The 17,393-nt window shown below is 62.2% G+C and carries 15 protein-coding genes; 11 read left to right on the forward strand and 4 right to left on the reverse strand.

Features of this window, described 5'->3' with window-relative positions:
• Positions 1-12: 12 nt before the first annotated feature.
• Both CMV30_RS17765 and CMV30_RS17770 read right to left on the reverse strand, forming a co-directional pair.
• Positions 13-678: a response regulator gene (locus CMV30_RS17765; protein ID WP_096057271.1), complete on the reverse strand. Its 666-nt coding sequence runs from the start codon at positions 676-678 to the stop codon at positions 13-15.
• A complete protein-coding gene (locus tag CMV30_RS17770; RefSeq protein WP_096057272.1) occupies positions 675-1,964 on the reverse strand; it encodes a sensor histidine kinase in 1,290 nt (429 codons plus the stop codon). Before CMV30_RS17770 ends, CMV30_RS17765 begins: the two co-directional genes overlap by 4 nt.
• Before the next feature lie 140 nt (positions 1,965-2,104).
• On the opposite strand from CMV30_RS17770, the gene metG reads away from it, so the two are divergent.
• The 7 genes from metG to CMV30_RS17805 all read left to right on the forward strand — a co-directional run bounded on the left by metG (position 2,105) and on the right by CMV30_RS17805 (position 10,235).
• Positions 2,105-3,643, forward strand: coding sequence for a methionine--tRNA ligase (metG, locus tag CMV30_RS17775; RefSeq protein WP_096057273.1), 1,539 nt, complete (start codon positions 2,105-2,107; stop codon positions 3,641-3,643).
• A gap of 212 nt (positions 3,644-3,855) precedes the next feature.
• The gene (locus CMV30_RS17780) at positions 3,856-5,172 is read left to right on the forward strand and encodes an isochorismate synthase (RefSeq protein WP_245844315.1); all 1,317 of its coding nucleotides are present in this window, start codon (positions 3,856-3,858) and stop codon (positions 5,170-5,172) included.
• A gap of 90 nt (positions 5,173-5,262) precedes the next feature.
• On the forward strand, positions 5,263-6,096 hold the full coding sequence (locus CMV30_RS17785) for a TlpA family protein disulfide reductase (RefSeq protein WP_096057275.1): 834 nt from the start codon (positions 5,263-5,265) through the stop codon (positions 6,094-6,096).
• A gap of 16 nt (positions 6,097-6,112) precedes the next feature.
• On the forward strand, positions 6,113-6,595 hold the full coding sequence (locus CMV30_RS17790) for a YdeI/OmpD-associated family protein (RefSeq protein ID WP_175414946.1): 483 nt from the start codon (positions 6,113-6,115) through the stop codon (positions 6,593-6,595).
• Positions 6,596-6,622: 27 nt separating this feature from the next.
• Positions 6,623-7,441: an AcvB/VirJ family lysyl-phosphatidylglycerol hydrolase gene (locus CMV30_RS17795; protein ID WP_096057277.1), complete on the forward strand. Its 819-nt coding sequence runs from the start codon at positions 6,623-6,625 to the stop codon at positions 7,439-7,441.
• Between the two features lie 8 nt (positions 7,442-7,449).
• Positions 7,450-9,144: a bifunctional lysylphosphatidylglycerol flippase/synthetase MprF gene (locus tag CMV30_RS17800; protein ID WP_175414947.1), complete on the forward strand. Its 1,695-nt coding sequence runs from the start codon at positions 7,450-7,452 to the stop codon at positions 9,142-9,144.
• Between the two features lie 62 nt (positions 9,145-9,206).
• A complete protein-coding gene (locus CMV30_RS17805) occupies positions 9,207-10,235 on the forward strand; it encodes an LLM class flavin-dependent oxidoreductase (RefSeq protein WP_096057279.1) in 1,029 nt (342 codons plus the stop codon).
• A gap of 37 nt (positions 10,236-10,272) precedes the next feature.
• Here CMV30_RS17805 and CMV30_RS17810 read toward each other — a convergent pair whose 3' ends face one another.
• Positions 10,273-10,698, reverse strand: a complete 426-nt coding sequence (locus CMV30_RS17810) for a hypothetical protein (RefSeq protein WP_096057280.1) — start codon at positions 10,696-10,698, stop codon at positions 10,273-10,275.
• Between the two features lie 391 nt (positions 10,699-11,089).
• On the opposite strand from CMV30_RS17810, the gene CMV30_RS17815 reads away from it, so the two are divergent.
• Positions 11,090-12,505 (forward strand): glycoside hydrolase family 88/105 protein, encoded by a 1,416-nt coding sequence (locus CMV30_RS17815; protein WP_175414948.1) that lies wholly within the window; start codon positions 11,090-11,092, stop codon positions 12,503-12,505.
• 100 nt (positions 12,506-12,605) lie between these two features.
• Entirely contained in the window at positions 12,606-14,060 is a 1,455-nt protein-coding gene (locus tag CMV30_RS17820) for a cation:proton antiporter domain-containing protein (RefSeq protein ID WP_096057282.1), read from the forward strand.
• A gap of 48 nt (positions 14,061-14,108) precedes the next feature.
• Here the strand turns inward: CMV30_RS17820 and CMV30_RS17825 are convergent, their stop codons facing one another.
• Entirely contained in the window at positions 14,109-15,146 is a 1,038-nt protein-coding gene (locus CMV30_RS17825) for a cytochrome-c peroxidase (protein ID WP_175414949.1), read from the reverse strand.
• Positions 15,147-15,374: 228 nt separating this feature from the next.
• Between CMV30_RS17825 and CMV30_RS17830 the strand changes: the two genes are divergently transcribed.
• Both CMV30_RS17830 and CMV30_RS17835 read left to right on the forward strand, forming a co-directional pair.
• A complete protein-coding gene (locus CMV30_RS17830) occupies positions 15,375-16,130 on the forward strand; it encodes an SDR family NAD(P)-dependent oxidoreductase (RefSeq protein ID WP_175414950.1) in 756 nt (251 codons plus the stop codon).
• A gap of 24 nt (positions 16,131-16,154) precedes the next feature.
• Positions 16,155-17,393, forward strand: coding sequence for a beta-ketoacyl-[acyl-carrier-protein] synthase family protein (locus CMV30_RS17835; RefSeq protein ID WP_096057284.1), 1,239 nt, complete (start codon positions 16,155-16,157; stop codon positions 17,391-17,393).

Genomic DNA, 17,393 nt, shown 5'->3' on the forward strand with positions numbered 1-17,393 from the left:
GCGTGGGGTTGGTCACAGCCCGTGATCCGTTTTCTTATGCTGCACGTACAGCGCCGTCGCTTGGGAGCGGCGGTTGACGTCGAGTTTGTCGAAGATGTTCGCGAGGTAGTTTTTGACTGTCTTCTCGCTGAGGTTCATGTCGGCGCCGACTTCCTTGTTGGTTTTTCCTTCGGCGATGAGCGCGAGGACGCGTTTTTCCTGCGGGGAAAGCGAGGTGAGCACGTCGTTGCCGGGGCCGCCGGTCTTCACGAGTTTCATCACGCGTGCGGTGATTGCCGGATCGAGAATCGATTTGCCGGCGGCGACATCGAGCACGGCCTGCACGAGACCGCGGCCGTTGATTTCCTTGAGGAGATAACCGTGTCCGCCGGAGCGGATCGCTTCATCGACGAGGTGATCGTCCACGACGGAGGTCAGGAAGAGGATCTTCGTGTCGGGGAGTTTTTGGAGGATTTTCCGGCACGCATCGAAGCCCATGCCGTCGGGCAGTCGAATATCCATCAACACGACGTCGGGATGAAACTTCACTACAGCATCGACGCCTGCGGCGACCGAGCCCGCTTCGCCGACGATCTGGATCGCGCGTTCGGCGGCGAGGAGGGCGCGCAGGCCCATGCGGACGAGTTCGCTGTCGTCGACGAGCAGGAGTTTGAGGGCGGGCGGGCGTGAAGCACTCATGCGGGAAGGGAGGGCGGAGCGAAGGTGAGGAGAAGACGTGTGCCCTGGCCGGGCGAACTGGAAAACTGGAGTTTGCCGCCGAGGCGTTCGGCGCGGGCGCGCATGTTGCCGAGACCGTGTCCGCCGCCGCTCGAACCGGTGACGGCGAAACCGCGGCCGTTGTCCTGCACGAGGAGGCAGATCTCGCCACCGGCGCGGTGCAGGCGAACGGTGATCTGCGTGGCGGCGCCGTGGCGGAGCGCGTTGCTCACGGCCTCGCGAGTGATCTGGAGGAGGTGGGCGATGGGTTCTTCGCCGAGTGTGGCGGCGGCTTCGTCGTCGATGCGCAGATCGTAAGTCGCGGCGCGGCCGGCATCGAGCGTCTGCGTGAGCGAGCGGACGGCGTCGCCGAAACTCTGCTGGCGCAGACTCTCGGGCGAGAGACCCGCGATGTAGCCGCGCACCTCGCGGATGGTGACGTTGATGGCGGATACGCCGGCTTCGAGCTGGCGCGTGGCCTCGGCGGGATTGGTCGCGAGGAGATTTTTCGCGGCCTCGACCGTGAGGCCGGCGGCGTAGAGCGATTGTATGATGCCGTCGTGCAGATCGTGACCGAGACGGATTTTTTCCTCCAAGGCGCGGTTGAGAAGTGTCTGTTGGAAATGCGCGTCCTCCTCGGCGCGGAGACGTTCGTTGCGCTCGCGTTCGAGTTCGGTGCCCTGGCGCGCGGAGACCTGGGCGAGGTGCGTGAGGCTGCGCATGTCGGCGTGCGTCGAAGAAGCGTCGAGACTGCCGTTGTTGCGCGCGCGGACGGAAAAAACGATGGCCGCGACCAACGCGAGCGTGAGCCCGAGTGCGATGAAGAGCAGCATCATCGCGCTCTGTTGATAGAGCGAAACAAGGTGAAGCACGGCGGGCGGCGTGAAGCGCACGGTCACGCGGGACGCGGCACGGTTTTCGGAAGCGGGGAAATCGTGCGTGAATTCCCAGCGGCTGGATTTGCGTGAGGACACTGAAGCGGCGGCGGAAGCAGAAGCGGGCGATGGCGACGCGGGCGGCTCGGCGTTGACGGTGATCGTCGCGCCCAAGGCTGTGGAGAGTTCGCGGATTTTTTCATCCGACCATGGCGACGATCCGATGTTGGAGAGCGCGATCAGCGAGTCGAATTGGGCTTCTTTGGTGGCGATGGTTTCCGTGCGGACGCGTTCGTGGTGACTGTGCAACCACTGCTGGGCGAACGTCAGCGCTCCGAGAAAGAGGAGCAGCAGGACGAGGGCGAGGCCGAGGAGGCGGGCGAGGCTGTTCATGTATGCGCGGAAGGGGCGGCCGGATCAGGGAGTTTTGTACGACTGCGACGGCGACGGCGGCAAGCATCGCGCTCGTTTGGAGCGGCTTTCATAACATTTCGACTTTTGCCGGGAGGCAGTTTTCTTAGGCCGTTCTGTCCATGAAAAACTTCTACATCACGACCGCGATCGACTATGTGAACGGTTCGCCACACCTGGGCCATGCCTACGAAAAGGTGCTGACGGACGTCATTGCCCGGTACCGGCGGATGATGGGCGACAACGTTTTCTTTCTCACCGGCGTCGACGAGCACGGCCAGAAGGTCCAGCAAAGCGCGAAGGCAAAAGGCGTGCCGCCGCAGCAGTTCTGCGACGAGGTTTCGCAGGAATTCCGCGCGATGTGCGCGAAGCTCGATATCTCGAATACCGACTTCATCCGCACCACGGAAGAGCGGCACAAGAAGGTCGTGCGCCAGTTGCTCCAGCAGCTCTTCGACAAGGGCGAGATCTACAAGGCTGAGTACAAAGGCTTTTATTCCACGCGTCAGGAGCAGTTCTTGCAGGACAAGGACCGCAATCCCGACGGCTCGTGGCCGGAGATTTTCGGTGAAGTCACCGAGATCACCGAGTCGAATTACTTCTTCAAACTGCAGCAGTACCAGAGCTGGCTCATCGAGCATCTGAAGAAGAACGAGAACTTCGTCTTCCCGCGCTACCGCCAGAAGCAGGTGTTGGAGTTTCTCGCCGAGCCGCTCAACGACCTCTGCATCTCGCGTCCGCGCGAGCGTCTGGAGTGGGGCATCACGCTGCCGTTCGACGAGAATTTCGTGACGTACGTCTGGTTCGACGCGCTGGTGAACTACTACACGGCCGTGATAGACAAGCCGGAGTTCTGGCCCGCGGATTTCCATGTGATCGGCAAAGACATCCTCGTGCCGCCGCACGCGGTTTACTGGCCGATCATGCTCAAGGCTTGCGGCATCGAGCCACCGAGGTCGCTGCTCGCGCACGGCTGGTGGTCGATCAACGGCGCCAAGATGTCCAAGAGCACGGGCAATTTCGTCGAGCCGATGGCTTTCGCCGACCAGTACGGCGTCGATGCGCTGCGCTACTTCATGATTCGCGAAATGAGCGTCGGTCAGGACAGCGATTTTTCGCAGACGCAGTTCCTCGCGCGCTATAACGCCGAACTCGCCAACAACCTCGGCAACCTCGTCAACCGCACGCTCAACATGACGAACCGCTTCGCCGGCGGCGTCATCCCCGCGGCAGAAACGCAGGATGAAGTCGAACTGGAGTTGCAGCGTCTGTGGGACAAAACCCGCGACGAAGTCCTCGGGCTCTACGACGGCTTCCAATTCCACATCGCGCTGGAGCGGACGTTCGCGTTCGTCACTGCGACGAATGCGTACATCGAGAAACGCGCACCGTGGAAACTCGGCAAATCGACCGATGCGAAAGATCAGGCACTGCTGAAGACAACGCTCGCCACGATCGCGGAAGCGCTGCGGCTCGCGACCGCGCTGCTGCCCGCCGTGATGCCGTCGACCGCGCAGAAAATTAACGGCGTGCTCGGTTACGAGCCAGGTGCGGTTTGGAAAGATGAACTCACGTGGAGCACACGCCTCACGGGCAAGAAGGTCGCGGAGACGGCGATCCTCTTCCCGCGTCCGGAGAAGCCGGCGGCAGAGAAGAAGTGATCGGAAGTTTATTTGAACCACAGAGACACAGAGGTCGGACCAAGCCTGTCGAACGCGTGAATGGATTTTCTCTGTGTCCTCTGTGCCTCCGTGGTTAAATTGAAATGACGATTCTGCCGCTCAACCCAGCCGAGAATTCTTCGCCCGAGGCGCTGATTGCGTTTCTCGCGCAGTGTCAGCTGGCGGCAAAGCGAGCGGGCAGGGCTCAGCTTGTGAGCATCTCACTGGAGATCGATGCGCTCGATCCGCTGGCGGTGCTTGAGTCGATCTTTGAACCGGGGGAGCGGCATTTTTATGTCGAGCGCCCAGCCGAGGGTTTCGCGGTAGCGGGAGCGGAAGCGGTGCTTTCATTTTCGGCGAGCGGCCTGGAGCGTTTCGCGGAGTGTCAGCGCTTCATCGACGAAACGCTGGCGAACACGCTCGCGGTCGGACCGCAGAGTGCAGCGTTTTCCGGTCCACATTTCTTCACGGCGTTTTCGTTCTTCGACGTGGTTGAAGCGGCAGAATCATTTGAAGCGGCAAGTGTCTTTGTGCCGCGCTGGCAGGTCGCTCTTGCGAATGGGAAGACGACGGCGGTCGCGAATCTTCTCGTTGAAGCGGACTCGCCGCTCGAAGCGCTGGCTGAGCGCGTGTGGCGAGCTCGCAAGAAATTTGGATCGTTCGATTATTCGGCGCCCGATTTTCAAGAAGCGCCGCCAGCGACTCCGACGACGATTCGCGAAGTGGGTGGCGAAGGCGCTTACGCAGAGTCCGTACGTCGAGCGGTGGAGCGGATCGAAGCGAAAGAGTTCGAGAAAATCGTGCTCGCGCGTGCGAAGGACATCACGGCGAGCCAGCCGCTGCATCCGTTGCGTGTGCTCAACGGACTGCGCCAGCGCTTCGCCGATTGCTACGCGTTCTCCGTCGCGAACGGGCGCGGACAGAGTTTTATTGGTGCGAGTCCTGAGCGGTTGCTCCGTGTAAGCGATGGCCAGCTCCTTACGGAAGCGCTCGCGGGTTCGATTCGTCGCGGTGCGACGGCGAGCGAAGATGCCGCACTCGGCACCGCGCTGCTTCGCAGTGAGAAAGACCGCCGTGAGCATGAGTTCGTGCTGCAATCGATCACGCGTCGGCTGGAGCCGCTGGGTGTTAAACTGGATTTCCCGTCGTCACCCGCGCTGCGCCGTCTGGCGAACGTGCAACATCTCCACACATCTGTGCGCGCGGCATTGCCGGACGGCGTGCGGCTGCTCGACGCACTCGCGCGACTGCATCCGACTCCGGCGGTCGGCGGGAAGCCGCGCGCGGCGGCTGTCCCGCGTATTCGGGAGCTGGAGGCGTTTCCGCGCGGGCTGTACGCCGGTGCGCTCGGCTGGGTGGATGCGCGTGGGAACGGCGAGTTCTTTGTCGGATTGCGCTCGGCGTTGATCGATGACGCGACGGCGCGGCTCTACGCGGGCGCGGGAATTGTCGCTGGATCTTGGCCAGAAAAAGAATTCACGGAAACTGAGCTGAAGTTCCGGGCGATGCAGGACGCGTTGCTGGGGTGAGGCCGGGCGGATGTTTAGTGTCCGACTGTTGAAGGCAGCCGGGTTGACAGAGCACACGGGCTGCGGTGAGTAGGCGCGTCGCTTCCCGTCATGAAATCACGCTTCACCTCGTTTGTTTTCGCCGCCGCGCTTTGCGCCGCCTGCTCGCTGCCACTCACCGCCGCTGATCTGACCTTGGCCCAGGTCAAAGCCAGTTCGGAAAACTGGCCCAATCAAATCAAGCTTACCGAGGCGCTCGACTTCGGCGCTTCGGGGAAATTCGCTGCAGGCACGTTGGTGGATTTTTATGGTTTCGAAAACGCGAACGTCCGCTTTCAGCACAAGGGACAGCTATTCCTCGTGGAGCCTGAACTCACCGATCTGGTGACGCGGGCCAGCCGCATTGCGGATGGACAGGCGGCGAAGGAAGGCTGGCGTGGACGCACGGCGGATTATCTGACGCGAAAAGGGCAGGTCGTCACGGCGTCGGGATTCGCGCCGGTCGGTGCCGATGCGTTTCGCGACGACACGCTGCTGGTGGTTTATTATGGCAACAGCGGGTGCAGTTTTTGCGCGGCCGCGATGCCGTTCATGAAGCAGACGCTCGATCTGTTGGAGCAGCGGCAGCCGGGGCGCGTGCGGCGCGTTTATATTCCCAGTGAAGGCGACACGCCGGCCGCGCGTGCTTATGCGCGTTCGCTCGGTGCGGGCTGGATCGTCGCTCCTTACGGCGATCAGTTCATGTGGGGCGGCCTGTCAGAGCTCGTTCCGTCGGCGAAGAACTCCGTCAGCTTTCCCGCTCTGGCTTTGGTCTCACCGAAGGGGAAGTTTCTCGCAGCCGGAATGCGTGAACAATCGAAGACCGATTCAGCGGCAGCGGTCTTGAAGAAATTAGATGAAGTGCTTTCGGCACCGTCGAAGTCCGCAGCGTTGGGCGTTCGTTGACGCCGCGGGTACGCAGATGGCCGGACAAAAAACGGAGACGGTTTCGCTTCGCGGAAAACTCTACCGCATCGCACTGGTGCGCTGGGTGGATGTGCCGAAGCGCGCGGTCGCTCCGCTCGCGCTCGATGCGTCGCTTAACGCCTGGTTGATCTTCAATGGGGACAAGGATCGCGTCACCTTGATGCGCGGCAAACGCGGCGCTTACCGGCTGGCGTTCAAAGTCGAGTTGCTGCGCGCGGCGGGCGTCGATGAAGGCGATGAGGTCGCGTTTGAGTTAAAGGCAGATCGTGCGTCGCGCGAACCGGAGCTTCCGGAGGAAATGCGGAAGGTTTTTCTAGCGCGGCCCTATCTTGAGGCACGCTGGCAGGTGCACAGCGTGGCGATGCGACGGCAGCTGGTGCGCTACATCGAGCAGGCGAAGAGATCGGAGACGCGAGCGAAGCGGTGCTGGATTTTTATCGAGCGGCTGGAGGAGACGGGCAGACTGACGGCCTCTTAATCGCGCTTTGTTACGGCGATTTTCCCGATGCACCGATTTCTCCTTTGCGTTGTCCTGAGCGTTTTCACCGGTTCAGCCCTGACGGCGGCGCCGGATGCGGCCGTTGTCTCTGCCGAAGCGCCGGCGAAAAAAGCGGAGGCATCTGTCGAGCGGGTCGCGTTGAAACGTGGCGAAGTGGAAGTGCGGTTTCTCGCGCCGGCGAATGCGGCGCCACGTGCGATTGTGATCTTCGGATCGGGTGACGGCGGCTGGAGTTATTGGGAGGAACGCGTCGCGCAGCATCTTGGTGGGACCTGTGCGGTGGTCGGCGTGGATTTTTCAAAATACGCGGACAAGGACTACGATCAGGCGACGCTGGTCGCTGACTACGCGGCGCTGGTGGCCTTCGCGAAGGCGCGTGTGGTGCTGGCGAAACCGGACGACGTGCCGGTGATTTTTGGTGGCTGGTCGATGGGAGCGGAACAGGCGGTGGCGGCGGTGGAAGTGATGCGTTCGCATCCGGTGCGGCTTGCGGGCCTTCTGCTCGTCGCGCCAGGACCGAGAGGGCGCTATGGGTTGCGGCTGAGCGATCGCGCAGGGCTGGCTCCGCGCGGCGAGGGGACGTTTGGACTCGTGGACTTCGCGGCGACCTTGAAATCCATAAAGCTCGCGCAGTTTCATGCGCGCTACGATTTGCTGGATACGCCGGGCTGGGCGGATGGATTGGGGCTGAATCTGCGACGCTTCGATCTGCCGCGCGGGTTTCACGATTTCGAGGGGGCAGGGCCGGACTTCTTGAATCTGATGGATGATGCGATGACGTGGATTGTGTCTTCCGACGCCGTTATACCGGAAGCGGTGAAATGAACCCAGCGATGATCTTCCCGGGAGTCGAAGGCTTGTTCAAATGGCTGCGCAAACGGCCGCCGGGGGTGATCGCGGTTTCGCTTACCGCTGTCCTGGCCGGGCTGATCACGATGACGGCGGCGATTTTCCCGCAGGAGCAGTGGATGGTGGACGAACTGGAACGCTGGACGCCTTTCCACATCGCGCTCGGGAGTCAGGTACTGCTGCTGATCGTGAGCGTGATCCTGCTGAGCGTGGGCCGTGGATTGCTGCGTGGAAAACGGGTCGCCTGGCTATTCGCGACGTCGGTGCTGGCGATTTCCCCGCTGCTTTTCATCGGACAGGACTTCAACTGGACGCGTGCGCTGGCTGTGCTGGTGCCATTCGCACTACTGATCCAGCAGCGAAAATATTTTGCGGCGCGTTCGGATGCGATTTCGCTGAGGAAGGCGATGAGGCCGCTGAGTGTCCTGGCGCTGGTGGTGCTGGTGTTCGGCTATCTGGGCGTCCGGCATGTGGATTCCCAGGTGGAAGGAAACACTGGACGGCTCGGTGCCGCGCAGACGGTTCTTGAACTGGTGCTGCTACAGTCGACGGACACGCAGCGGCCGATGACGCGGCAGGCGCAGACGATGTTTTTTTCGGTAAGCCTGGCGGGTGGACTCACCGGGCTGGCGTTTCTTCTGATTGCGTTGCGGCCGGTGCTGATGCGCACGCCGCCCGATCCGGCGGCGGTGGCGCGCGCCCGCGAAATCATCCTCGCGCACGGCGGCAACCCGCTCGACGAGTTCGCGCTGGCGGCGGACAAGCAGCTCTTTTTCCCGACGAGCAACCGCACGGTTGTCGCGTATGCGTTGTGGCGGAATTTCGCGGTGACGCTGGCCGATCCGATCGGGCCTGCCGAGGACGTGCCGTTCGCGTTGGAGGAATTTATCCAGTTTTGCCACGAGCAGGATTGGGAGCCGGTTTTCTACCAGATCGATAGAGCGCACTTGGAGCGGTATCGGGCGCTCGGATTCACGGCATTCAAGATCGGTGAAAATGCGCGCATCCCACTGACGGGCTGGTCACTCACGGGTAGAAAATTTCAGGACATGCGCACGGCGATCAATCGTGCGTCGCGCGAAGGCGTGACGTTTCACTGGTATCCCGGCGAAGGGACGGTCGATCACGGAATCGAAGCTCAGCTGGCGGACATCTCGGAGGACTGGCTCAAGACGGGGAAGCGTGCGGAGATGGCGTTCGATATGGGCGCATTTTCGACCGCGGAGATCCGGTTGCGGAGTGCGGCGGTGGCGAAGCGCAAGGATGGGCGGGTGGAGGCGTTTGTGACGTGGATTCCGTACGCGGGCGGCAAGGCGCGCTGCCTGGATCTCATGCGCAGCCGACACGATGCGATGCCCGGCATCATGGATTTCGTGATCGTGGAATCGTTGAAGCATTTCCAGTCGCGCGGCCTCGAGGAGGCTAGTCTCGCGAGCGCCCCGCTGGCCAATGCGGACCCGGAGGCGGGCGATGCGCACACGCGGGTGGTGCGATTCCTCTACGAAAAGCTGAATAAAATTTACGGCTACAAATCGCTCTTTGCGTTCAAGGGGAAATACCAGCCGGCGTGGCGAAGCACGTTTCTCGCGTACCGTAACAAGCGGCACCTCGGCTTCATCGCTTATGCGACGGTGGCGGTACATGTGCGTGGAGGGTTGCTCAAGATGTGGCGCTCATAACGGGGCTTGCTGGCGGACGCGCAGCGCGTTTGAAAATCGAGGCTCCTGTGCCATGCTGCGCGATGGTTCCGCTCTCGGTTCTCGATCTCTCTCCCATCACGCAAGGCAGCGATGCGACGCAGGCGCTGCGCAACTCGCTCGATCTGGCGCGGCACTCCGAACGGCTCGGCTATAAACGCTTTTGGCTCGCCGAGCATCATTCGATGCCGGGTATCGCGAGCGCCGCGACAGCGGTGGCCATCGGCTATGTTGCAGGTGGAACGAAAACCATTCGGGTAGGGTCGGGCGGCATCATGCTGCCGAATCATTCGCCGCTGGTGATCGCGGAGCAGTTCGGGACGCTGGACGCGCTTTATCCCGGGCGCATCGATCTCGGACTCGGGCGAGCGCCGGGAAGCGATCAGCGCACCGCGCGCGCTCTGCGACGCGAGCGGGCAAATACGTCGGCAGATACTTTTCCGCAGGATGTGCTGGAGCTGCAGGGCTATTTCCAACCGGCGATGTCGGGGCAGTCGGTGCGGGCAATTCCAGGCGAGGGCAGAGACGTGCCGATCTGGTTGCTGGGATCGAGCCTGTTCAGTGCGCAACTCGCGGCGGCGTTGGGGTTGCCGTATGCGTTTGCCGGGCACTTCGCGCCGGATTCGATGCTGGAGGCGCTGGCGATCTACCGGCGGGAATTCAAACCGTCGGAGCAACTCGCGGAGTCTTATGCGATGGTTGGCGTCGGCGTGGTCGCGGCGGAAACGGATGTCGAGGCAGAGCGGCTGGCGACGTCGCTTCAGCAGCAATTCGTTTCGTTGCATCGCGGCGTGCCGGGACAACTCCAGCCGCCGGTGGACGATCTCGAATCGGTGGCGACGCCGCAGGAGGTCGCCTCGGTGCGGCACACGTTGCGCGAGGCGATCGTGGGATCTCGACTGACGGTAAAGCGCCGACTGGAAAAACTGCTCCAGCGCACCGGTGTGGATGAGATCATCGCGACCTCGCACATCTTCGATCACGCGGCGCGGTTGCGCTCGTATGAGATTCTGGCGGCAGTGCGCGATGAGCTGGCGGAGAAAACGACCGGCGTGTCGGTGGCGGCGCGGTGAAGCCCGGACCATCGGTGAAGCCGGTCGTCTGGCGGTGTCATTCGTCGTCGATCACTTCGGGCGCGGTGTTCTCGACCATCGCGTGGTGATCGATGGTGACGCCTGCTTCGTTCAGTTCAACGCGCAAAGCGGAGGTGAATTTTTCCCCGAGATGCTCGATGTGAAACTCGACTTCGTCGAAAGAGGTTTCCAATGCGAAGGCGATGCTGTCGGCGAGCAGGTGGATCTCTTCATCCGAGAAATGCTCCTCGATGACGGATTGATTTCCTTCGAGCGCGATCAAGGAGGCGGGGGAAGCGCCTTCTTCGTCATCGGCCGGGCGCAGGCGCACACGACCCTGGAGGCGGGCGTTGCTCACGCGTTCCGCGAAATGACGCAGCGTGGCATAGCTGAAGGCCAGGTTGGCGAGGTGCGCCTGACGGAGAAGAGACTGACGGTTTTTGAGAAGGTCCGAAAAGTTCATGAGCTGAATCCTTTGGTTTCGGGCGGGTTGACGGTTGCTGGGTTGGTTGACTCCTAACTCCTGGCAGACGCGGCGCATCCGGGGGAAGAAGCACAGACTCCGGCGGCGCGGCGTCATTCCGACTCTCAACGAACGACCTCAGAGGTCTCTGACGAGTGCTGTCACTGACTACTACGGTCCAAGACAAACTCTCTTAAGCGCAGTCCTGAATTTATCCTTCGCTACTTCCACGGACAGAGAGGAGGACTGCATGTCTGTTATTGGGTAACGAAAAAGCGGTGACGCAAGCGGCGAAGCAAAAAAACACGGACGGACGGTTCGGCACTCACGCAACGATGAGCGCGGCGCGCAGGCTTGCCCGCCTAGGAGGGCGTCGGTTTGGATGCGCGGCATGATCATTACCCCACGTTTACTCCACGGTTCGTCCCTGTGCCTCGGTCTAGGTCTGCTTGCGGCGATGCCGCTCGGCGCGCAGACGACTGACTACACGAAGCGCATCAACGGTGACAGTGCGGTGGCCGTTTATCCCGTACCGTACACCGTGCCGAAGCGCGAAGAGATCAAGGCCGTGCTTGACCGGATCAAGGGGTACACCGTGGAGACAACGACGCTGAAGGTTTTCGACAACAAGACAGGCCAGGAAATCGCCGCGCCGGATATGGCGAATCTGAATCCTAACGCGGTCGTTGATCGTCGTTACGGCAATCTGAATTTCTGGGACTATACGAACGGCGTCGTGATGTCGGGTTTCTCGATGGTCGCGGAGGAAACGGGCGATCAATCCTACTTCGACTACAACGTGCGCTTCTACGATTTCACGTTCACGTGGATGCCTTACTTCCGCGCGCTCGAGGAGAAGACGAAGAAGCGGAACGATTATTCGCGGATGATCCAGATGAGCGCGCTCGACCATTGCGGGTCGATCACGGCGGCCCTGATTCGCACGCAAATGAAACACCCCGATCCGCGGTACCGCGCGTGGATCGACAACGTCGCCGACTTTATCTCCAACAAACAATTTCGCTTCGAGGACGGCTCGCTCGCGCGAGAGCGTCCGCAGCCGCGCTCGGTGTGGACGGACGATTTCTACATGGGCGTTTCGTTCCTCGCGCAGATGGGAAAACTCACGGGTGACACCCAGTATTGGGACGACGGGGTGAAGCAGATCACTCAGTTGTCCAAGCATCTGTTTATTTCCGAGAAAGGCCTGTACGACCACGGCTGGAGCGAGAATACGGCGGGCTACGATCCGCGTTTCTACTGGGGCCGCGCGAATGGCTGGGCGACGATGGCGATGTGCGAACTCCTCAGCGTGCTGCCGAAGGATTTCAAAGGCCGCGATGAGGTGCTGCACCTTTATCGTCAGCACATGCGCTCGCTCATCGAACTGCAGGACGGCACCGGCCTCTGGCACAACATGCTCGATAAGAGCGAAACCTACCTGGAGACCTCGGCCTCGGCGATGTTCGTGTACGGACTGGCGAAAGGCGTGAACGAAGGCTGGCTCAGTCCGGCGTTCGGACCGGCGGCGATCACGGGCTGGAATGGCGTGGTGACGCGCGTGCTGCCGGATGGCCGGGTCGATGGCATCTGCGAAGGCACGACCTATGCGAACGACAACAGCTATTATTTTTTCCGCGGCGCGAGCGCTAACACCAATTTCTTCGGCTCCGTGATCTACGCGGGCGCGGAGATGATGAAGCTCGTGAAAAATCCTGAGATCCAAATCGTGCCCGCGCGCCCCGACGCGGTAAACAGCGCGATTCACTTCCGGTGGACGAAGGACGCAGCGACGCCGATGCGGTGAGCGGAACGCGGAGACTGCGAGGCTGGCGTGAGATGAATTCACGCCGCTGGATATTCGGGTTTGCGCGGCGTCGGTGAATGCTGCGAACACAGTGGGCTCGATGAAGCGCACCGCCGTTTTCTATCTCCTTCTGCTCGTTGTCGCCGGACTGGGAGTGCTCGCGCTGTTGCGCGCGGGAGCGAGTCTGCCCCCGCCGTCGGCGGTTCCGGGCGCGACGGCTCAGGCGGCCAGCGTTGCGGTTAATGCGGGCGAGGTCTCGGCGGTGGAGTCGATGATCACGGGGCTTCGCGCGAATTTCGACGCACCGCTGGGGCATCTGTTTTTGCAGCTGTTGGTGATCATCGGCATCTCGCGAATCGCGGGCGCGATCTTCAGCAAGCTGGGGCAGCCGTCGGTGGTTGGGGAAATGGCGGCGGGGATTTTGCTAGGACCGTCGCTCTTCGGGTGGGTGGCACCGGAGGCGTTCGCCTTTGTGTTTCCGACCGAGTCGCTCGGGACGATCAAGCTGCTGAGCCAGATCGGTGTGTGCTTATTCATGTTCACGGTCGGCATGGAGCTGAATATCGCGCACGTGCGGAGCAAGGCGCATGCGGCGGTGGTGGTCAGTCATGCGAGCATCGTGGTGCCGTATTTTCTCGGTGTGGTGCTGGCGTATTTTTTATTCACGTCGCTGGCGGCGGGTGGGACGACGTTCACGGCGTTCGCGTTGTTCATGGGGATTTCGATGAGCATCACGGCGTTTCCGGTGCTCGCGCGCATTCTGCAGGAGCGGAAGCTAACGCAGACATTTTTGGGGAGCACGGCGATCACGTGCGCGGCGGTCGATGATGTGACGGCGTGGAGCATCCTGGCGTTTGTCGTGGCGATCGCGCGGGCAACCAGCGTGGAGGCCTCAGCGCTGAATCTGCTGCTGGTGGTCGTGTTTATCGCGGTGATGATCTGGGGCGTGAGGCCGGCGCTGCCGCGGTTCATCGGGCGGGCTCGGCTGGAGAATGAAGCGCCTTCCAAAGGAGTTATTGCCACAGTGATCTGTGTCGTGGTGGCCGCGTCGTTCTGCACGGAGGTCATCGGCATTCACGCGCTGTTCGGCGCGTTTCTCGCGGGTGCGATCATGCCGGAGATCGGTGGGTTTCGTCACAAGCTGGCGGTGCGCGTTGAGAATTTTAGCTCGGTGCTGCTGCTGCCGCTGTTCTTTGTTTTCACGGGACTGCGGACGCAGATCGCGCTTTTGAATGACGTGACGGGCTGGTTGATTTGCCTGCTGATTATCGCGGTGGCGACGCTCGGGAAGCTAGGCGGGACGGCGGTCTCGGCGCGGTTCACCGGAATGAGTTGGAGTGAATCGCTTCAACTCGGCGCGCTCATGAACACGCGCGGGTTGATGGAGTTGATCGCGCTGAATATCGGCTACGATCTGGGGATTCTTTCGCCGCGGATTTTTGCAATGCTCGTGGTCATGGCGTTGGCGACGACGATGCTGACCGGGCCGTTGCTGACGTTGTTCGGAGATCGGAAAAAGGTGAAGGCGCAGGCGGAGATTCCGGTGAACGTTTGAGCGCTAGCGGTGGCGACGAAGCGCCACCCGCGAGCGAGCGAGGAGGGCTCAGCGGGTGAGCGAGGTCTCGGTCAGGGTTTTCAGGAAGGCGACGAGCGCGCTTTGTTCTTCGGTGGTGAGGGCGTAGCCGTTGGCAGGCAGCGCGGCGAGTTCGGGCGCGAGTGTGGCCGAATGGCGGATACCGCCGGAGTAATGCGCGACGGCTAGCTCGAGCGTACCGAAGCGGCCGTTGTGCATGTAGGGCGCGGTGATCGCGACGTTGCGCAGAGAAGGCGTTTTGAATTTGCCAAGGTCGTCGGGGAGTTTGGTGACGTCGCTGCGGCCGTTATCGGCGAAGACGCGGTCGAGGCCGTTGTTGCGGAAGGCGAAGTCGGAGAAGAGCGGGCCCGGGTGGCACTGGAAACAGCCCGCGCCGCGGCGGCCGGAGGCGTGATCGGGGAGGGCGTGGAAGAGGTCGTGGCCGAGTTGTTCGTCGGGGGTAAAAGCGGCGTCACCGCGCAGGACGCGGTCATACTTCGATTCGTAGGCGGAGATCGAGAGCATGAATTGTTCGAGGGCGAGGCCGATGCGCTCCATCGTGATTTCGGGTGAGCTGAAGACGGTGGCGAAGCGGGCGCGGAGCGTTTCGTCTTTGTTCAGGTCGGCTTCGACGGTCGCGGGCGCGGCGTGCATCTCGATCTCGTTGGTGATGGCGGCGAGTGCCTGATCGCGGAGGCGCGGGCGGATGCCGTCCCAGCCGAAGGACGGGTGCCAGGCTTGATTGAAGATCGGCGGTGAGCTGCGGAGTCCCTGGATGCCGTCGGCGCCGGTGCTGAAAACCTGGCCGTCGGAAAAGGCGAGGGGCTCGCGGTGACAGTTGATGCAATTCTGGCGGTGGCGGGCGGAGAGGCGTTTGTCGGCGAAGAGGAGTTTGCCGAGTTCGATGCCTTCGCGAGTGAGCGGGTTGTCGGCGGGAAGTGTTGGCGCGGGCCAGCCGGGAGGCACGGCGAGGGGAGCGGGTGTGAGTGTTGCGGTCGCGGCCAGCAGCGACAGGCCGGTGGCACCGAGCAGAGCGAGGAGGAGCGTTTTTTGAGGCGAGCGTTTCAACGAAGGGAGTGCGGGAGGAGGTTTCGCAGTGGACAGCAAGTGACGAGATGGATGAGGGCGGACCGTCACTGCTACAGAGGAGGTTTGACGTGTGCGGAGCGCGTCCCAAATTCCGGCCACCTTGGTAACTTTTCACCCCGTTATACGCTTGTTCCGAGTTATCCCCGCCGTGCAAATCGGATGGCGGGTCTGGGGCAGAACAAACCGTTTTCGAGATTCGTTTCATTCATGAGTGATCCTGTGCGCCAGCTTCTTACCGGTCGTTGCATTGTCGTGACCGGCTCCACTCGCGGGATCGGTCGCGGGATCGCGCAGCGTTTGATCGCATCGGGCGCGCGCGTGGGGATTCACGGGCGCAATGCCGAGGCGGTGGCGAAAACGGTGGCCGAGCTCGGCGCGGAAAACGCGATCGCACTGCCTGCGGATTTCGCGGAGCCGGATGCGGCGAAGAAGCTCGTGGAGAGTTTCGTGGCGCAGGCCGGGCGGATCGACGGGCTCGTGAACAATGCGGGTGGCGGCAAGGCCGTGGCGTTTCGCGGCCTCACGCTCGATAGCTGGCGGGAGACTTTTCGTGTGAATCTGGAGTCGGCGATGCTGGCCGCGCAGTCGGCTTACGTTGTGATGAGAAAACAGAAATCGGGTGCGATCGTGAACATCGCTTCGATCTCGGCGCATGGACCGGGCGGCTGGATGGGCGCAGACTATGCGGCGTCGAAAGCGGCGATGGTGAGCATGACCAAGAGCCTCGCGCTGGAGGCGGCGCGTTTTGGGATTCGCTGCAACGCGGTGTCGCCGGGTTTCGTCGAGACGGACATGACGGCGGCGATCAACGAGGAGACGCGGCAAGGGCTGCGCATCCCGCTCGGCCGGCTCGCACGCGCAGACGAGGTGGCGGCGGTGGTGGCGTTTCTTTTGTCGGATGAAGCCTCTTATCTCACGGGCCAGGTGCTGCACGTGGATGGCGGGCTGTGGATGAACGACTGAGCAAGCGATCCGGGAACTAAATACATGAGCAATCGACGACGTGTGGTGGTGACCGGTTTCGGTCTGGTGACGGCAATCGGCAACGACGAGAAGACTGTCTGGGAAAACCTGCTCGCGGGCCGCACGGGTGTGCGGAAAGTCCAGCACCACGATCTCTCGGCTAATCACGTTCACAACGGCGGCGAAGTGGACTCGGTGGCGCTTGAGGCTAGCCTGCCGCCCGGAATGCGGCGCGCGGATCGGTGTTTGAAATTTGCCTTCGAGGCGTCGCGTCAGGCGCTCGCTGCGGCGGGACGTCTGGTGTGGCCGCCGACGGAGACGCAGGAGATCGGCTCGATCTGGGGCTGCGGGGCGGGGCAGACGCAGGTGCTTCAGGATGCGCACAAATGTTTTTTTGAAAAAGGTCCAAAGGGAATGCGGCCGAGTACGATTCCCAACGGCATGGCGAACTCGCTCGCGGCGAATATCTCGATCGCGTTCCAGCTGGCGGGCACGAACTACGTGATCGCCTCGGCCTGCACGTCGGCATCGAACGCGATGGGCGTGGCGTTCCGTATGATCAGCGAAGGCCACGCGGACGCGGTGCTGTGCGGCGGAGCGGACACGCCGTTTAACGGCTTTCACTACGCGTGCTGGAATAACCTCGGCGTGCTCTCGAAGATCGCCGAGCCGGAGCGGGCGTTGAGGCCATTCGGCGCGGATCGCGATGGGACGTTGCTGGGCGAAGGCGCGGGAGCGGTGTTGCTCGAATCGTTGGAAGGCGCGCGCAAACGCGGTGCTCGGATTCGCGGAGAGGTTGTTGGCTACGGCGAGTCGTCGGATGCGACGCACATCACCGGGCCGTCGGTCGCGGGACAGGCGAAGGCCATCCGCGCGGCTCTGGCGAGCGCCGGGCTGGAGCCGTCGGCGATCGGTTATATCAACACGCATGGCACGGGCACGGATGCGAACGACTCGACCGAGAGCGCCGCGATCCGCGAGGCGATGGGCACGGCGGCTGACACGATTCCGGTCGGGGCGATGAAATCGTACTTCGGGCACACGCTCGGCGCGTCGGGCGCGGTTGAAGGAATCGGCACGCTGCTGGCGCTGGAGCACGGCGTGATCCCGCCGAATCTGAATCTGGAATCGCCCGATCCGGCGTGTCAGCTGGCGCTCGTCGGCGCGCAGCCCGTGCCGTTCACCTCGGAGTATGCGATGAAAAACAGCTTCGGTTTCGGCGGTGGAAATGCTGTGCTCATCCTGCGTCGTTTTTCGGAATAA

The organism is Nibricoccus aquaticus (assembly GCF_002310495.1).
In the GTDB taxonomy this organism is placed as follows: Bacteria; Verrucomicrobiota; Verrucomicrobiia; order Opitutales; family Opitutaceae; genus Nibricoccus; species Nibricoccus aquaticus.

What these genes read in the sequence shown, in the direction of transcription:
- CMV30_RS17795 (WP_096057277.1), top strand. Translation starts at nt 6,623, where the DNA reads ATGCACCGATTTCTCCTTTGCGTTGTCCTGAGCGTTTTCACCGGTTCA.
- CMV30_RS17815 (WP_175414948.1), top strand. Translation starts at nt 11,090, where the DNA reads ATGATCATTACCCCACGTTTACTCCACGGTTCGTCCCTGTGCCTCGGT.
- CMV30_RS17770 (WP_096057272.1), bottom strand. Translation starts at nt 1,964, where the DNA reads ATGAACAGCCTCGCCCGCCTCCTCGGCCTCGCCCTCGTCCTGCTGCTC.
- metG (WP_096057273.1), top strand. Translation starts at nt 2,105, where the DNA reads ATGAAAAACTTCTACATCACGACCGCGATCGACTATGTGAACGGTTCG.
- CMV30_RS17765 (WP_096057271.1), bottom strand. Translation starts at nt 678, where the DNA reads ATGAGTGCTTCACGCCCGCCCGCCCTCAAACTCCTGCTCGTCGACGAC.
- CMV30_RS17790 (WP_175414946.1), top strand. Translation starts at nt 6,113, where the DNA reads ATGGCCGGACAAAAAACGGAGACGGTTTCGCTTCGCGGAAAACTCTAC.
- CMV30_RS17820 (WP_096057282.1), top strand. Translation starts at nt 12,606, where the DNA reads ATGAAGCGCACCGCCGTTTTCTATCTCCTTCTGCTCGTTGTCGCCGGA.
- CMV30_RS17835 (WP_096057284.1), top strand. Translation starts at nt 16,155, where the DNA reads ATGAGCAATCGACGACGTGTGGTGGTGACCGGTTTCGGTCTGGTGACG.
- CMV30_RS17810 (WP_096057280.1), bottom strand. Translation starts at nt 10,698, where the DNA reads ATGAACTTTTCGGACCTTCTCAAAAACCGTCAGTCTCTTCTCCGTCAG.
- CMV30_RS17830 (WP_175414950.1), top strand. Translation starts at nt 15,375, where the DNA reads ATGAGTGATCCTGTGCGCCAGCTTCTTACCGGTCGTTGCATTGTCGTG.
- CMV30_RS17785 (WP_096057275.1), top strand. Translation starts at nt 5,263, where the DNA reads ATGAAATCACGCTTCACCTCGTTTGTTTTCGCCGCCGCGCTTTGCGCC.
- CMV30_RS17805 (WP_096057279.1), top strand. Translation starts at nt 9,207, where the DNA reads ATGGTTCCGCTCTCGGTTCTCGATCTCTCTCCCATCACGCAAGGCAGC.
- CMV30_RS17800 (WP_175414947.1), top strand. Translation starts at nt 7,450, where the DNA reads ATGATCTTCCCGGGAGTCGAAGGCTTGTTCAAATGGCTGCGCAAACGG.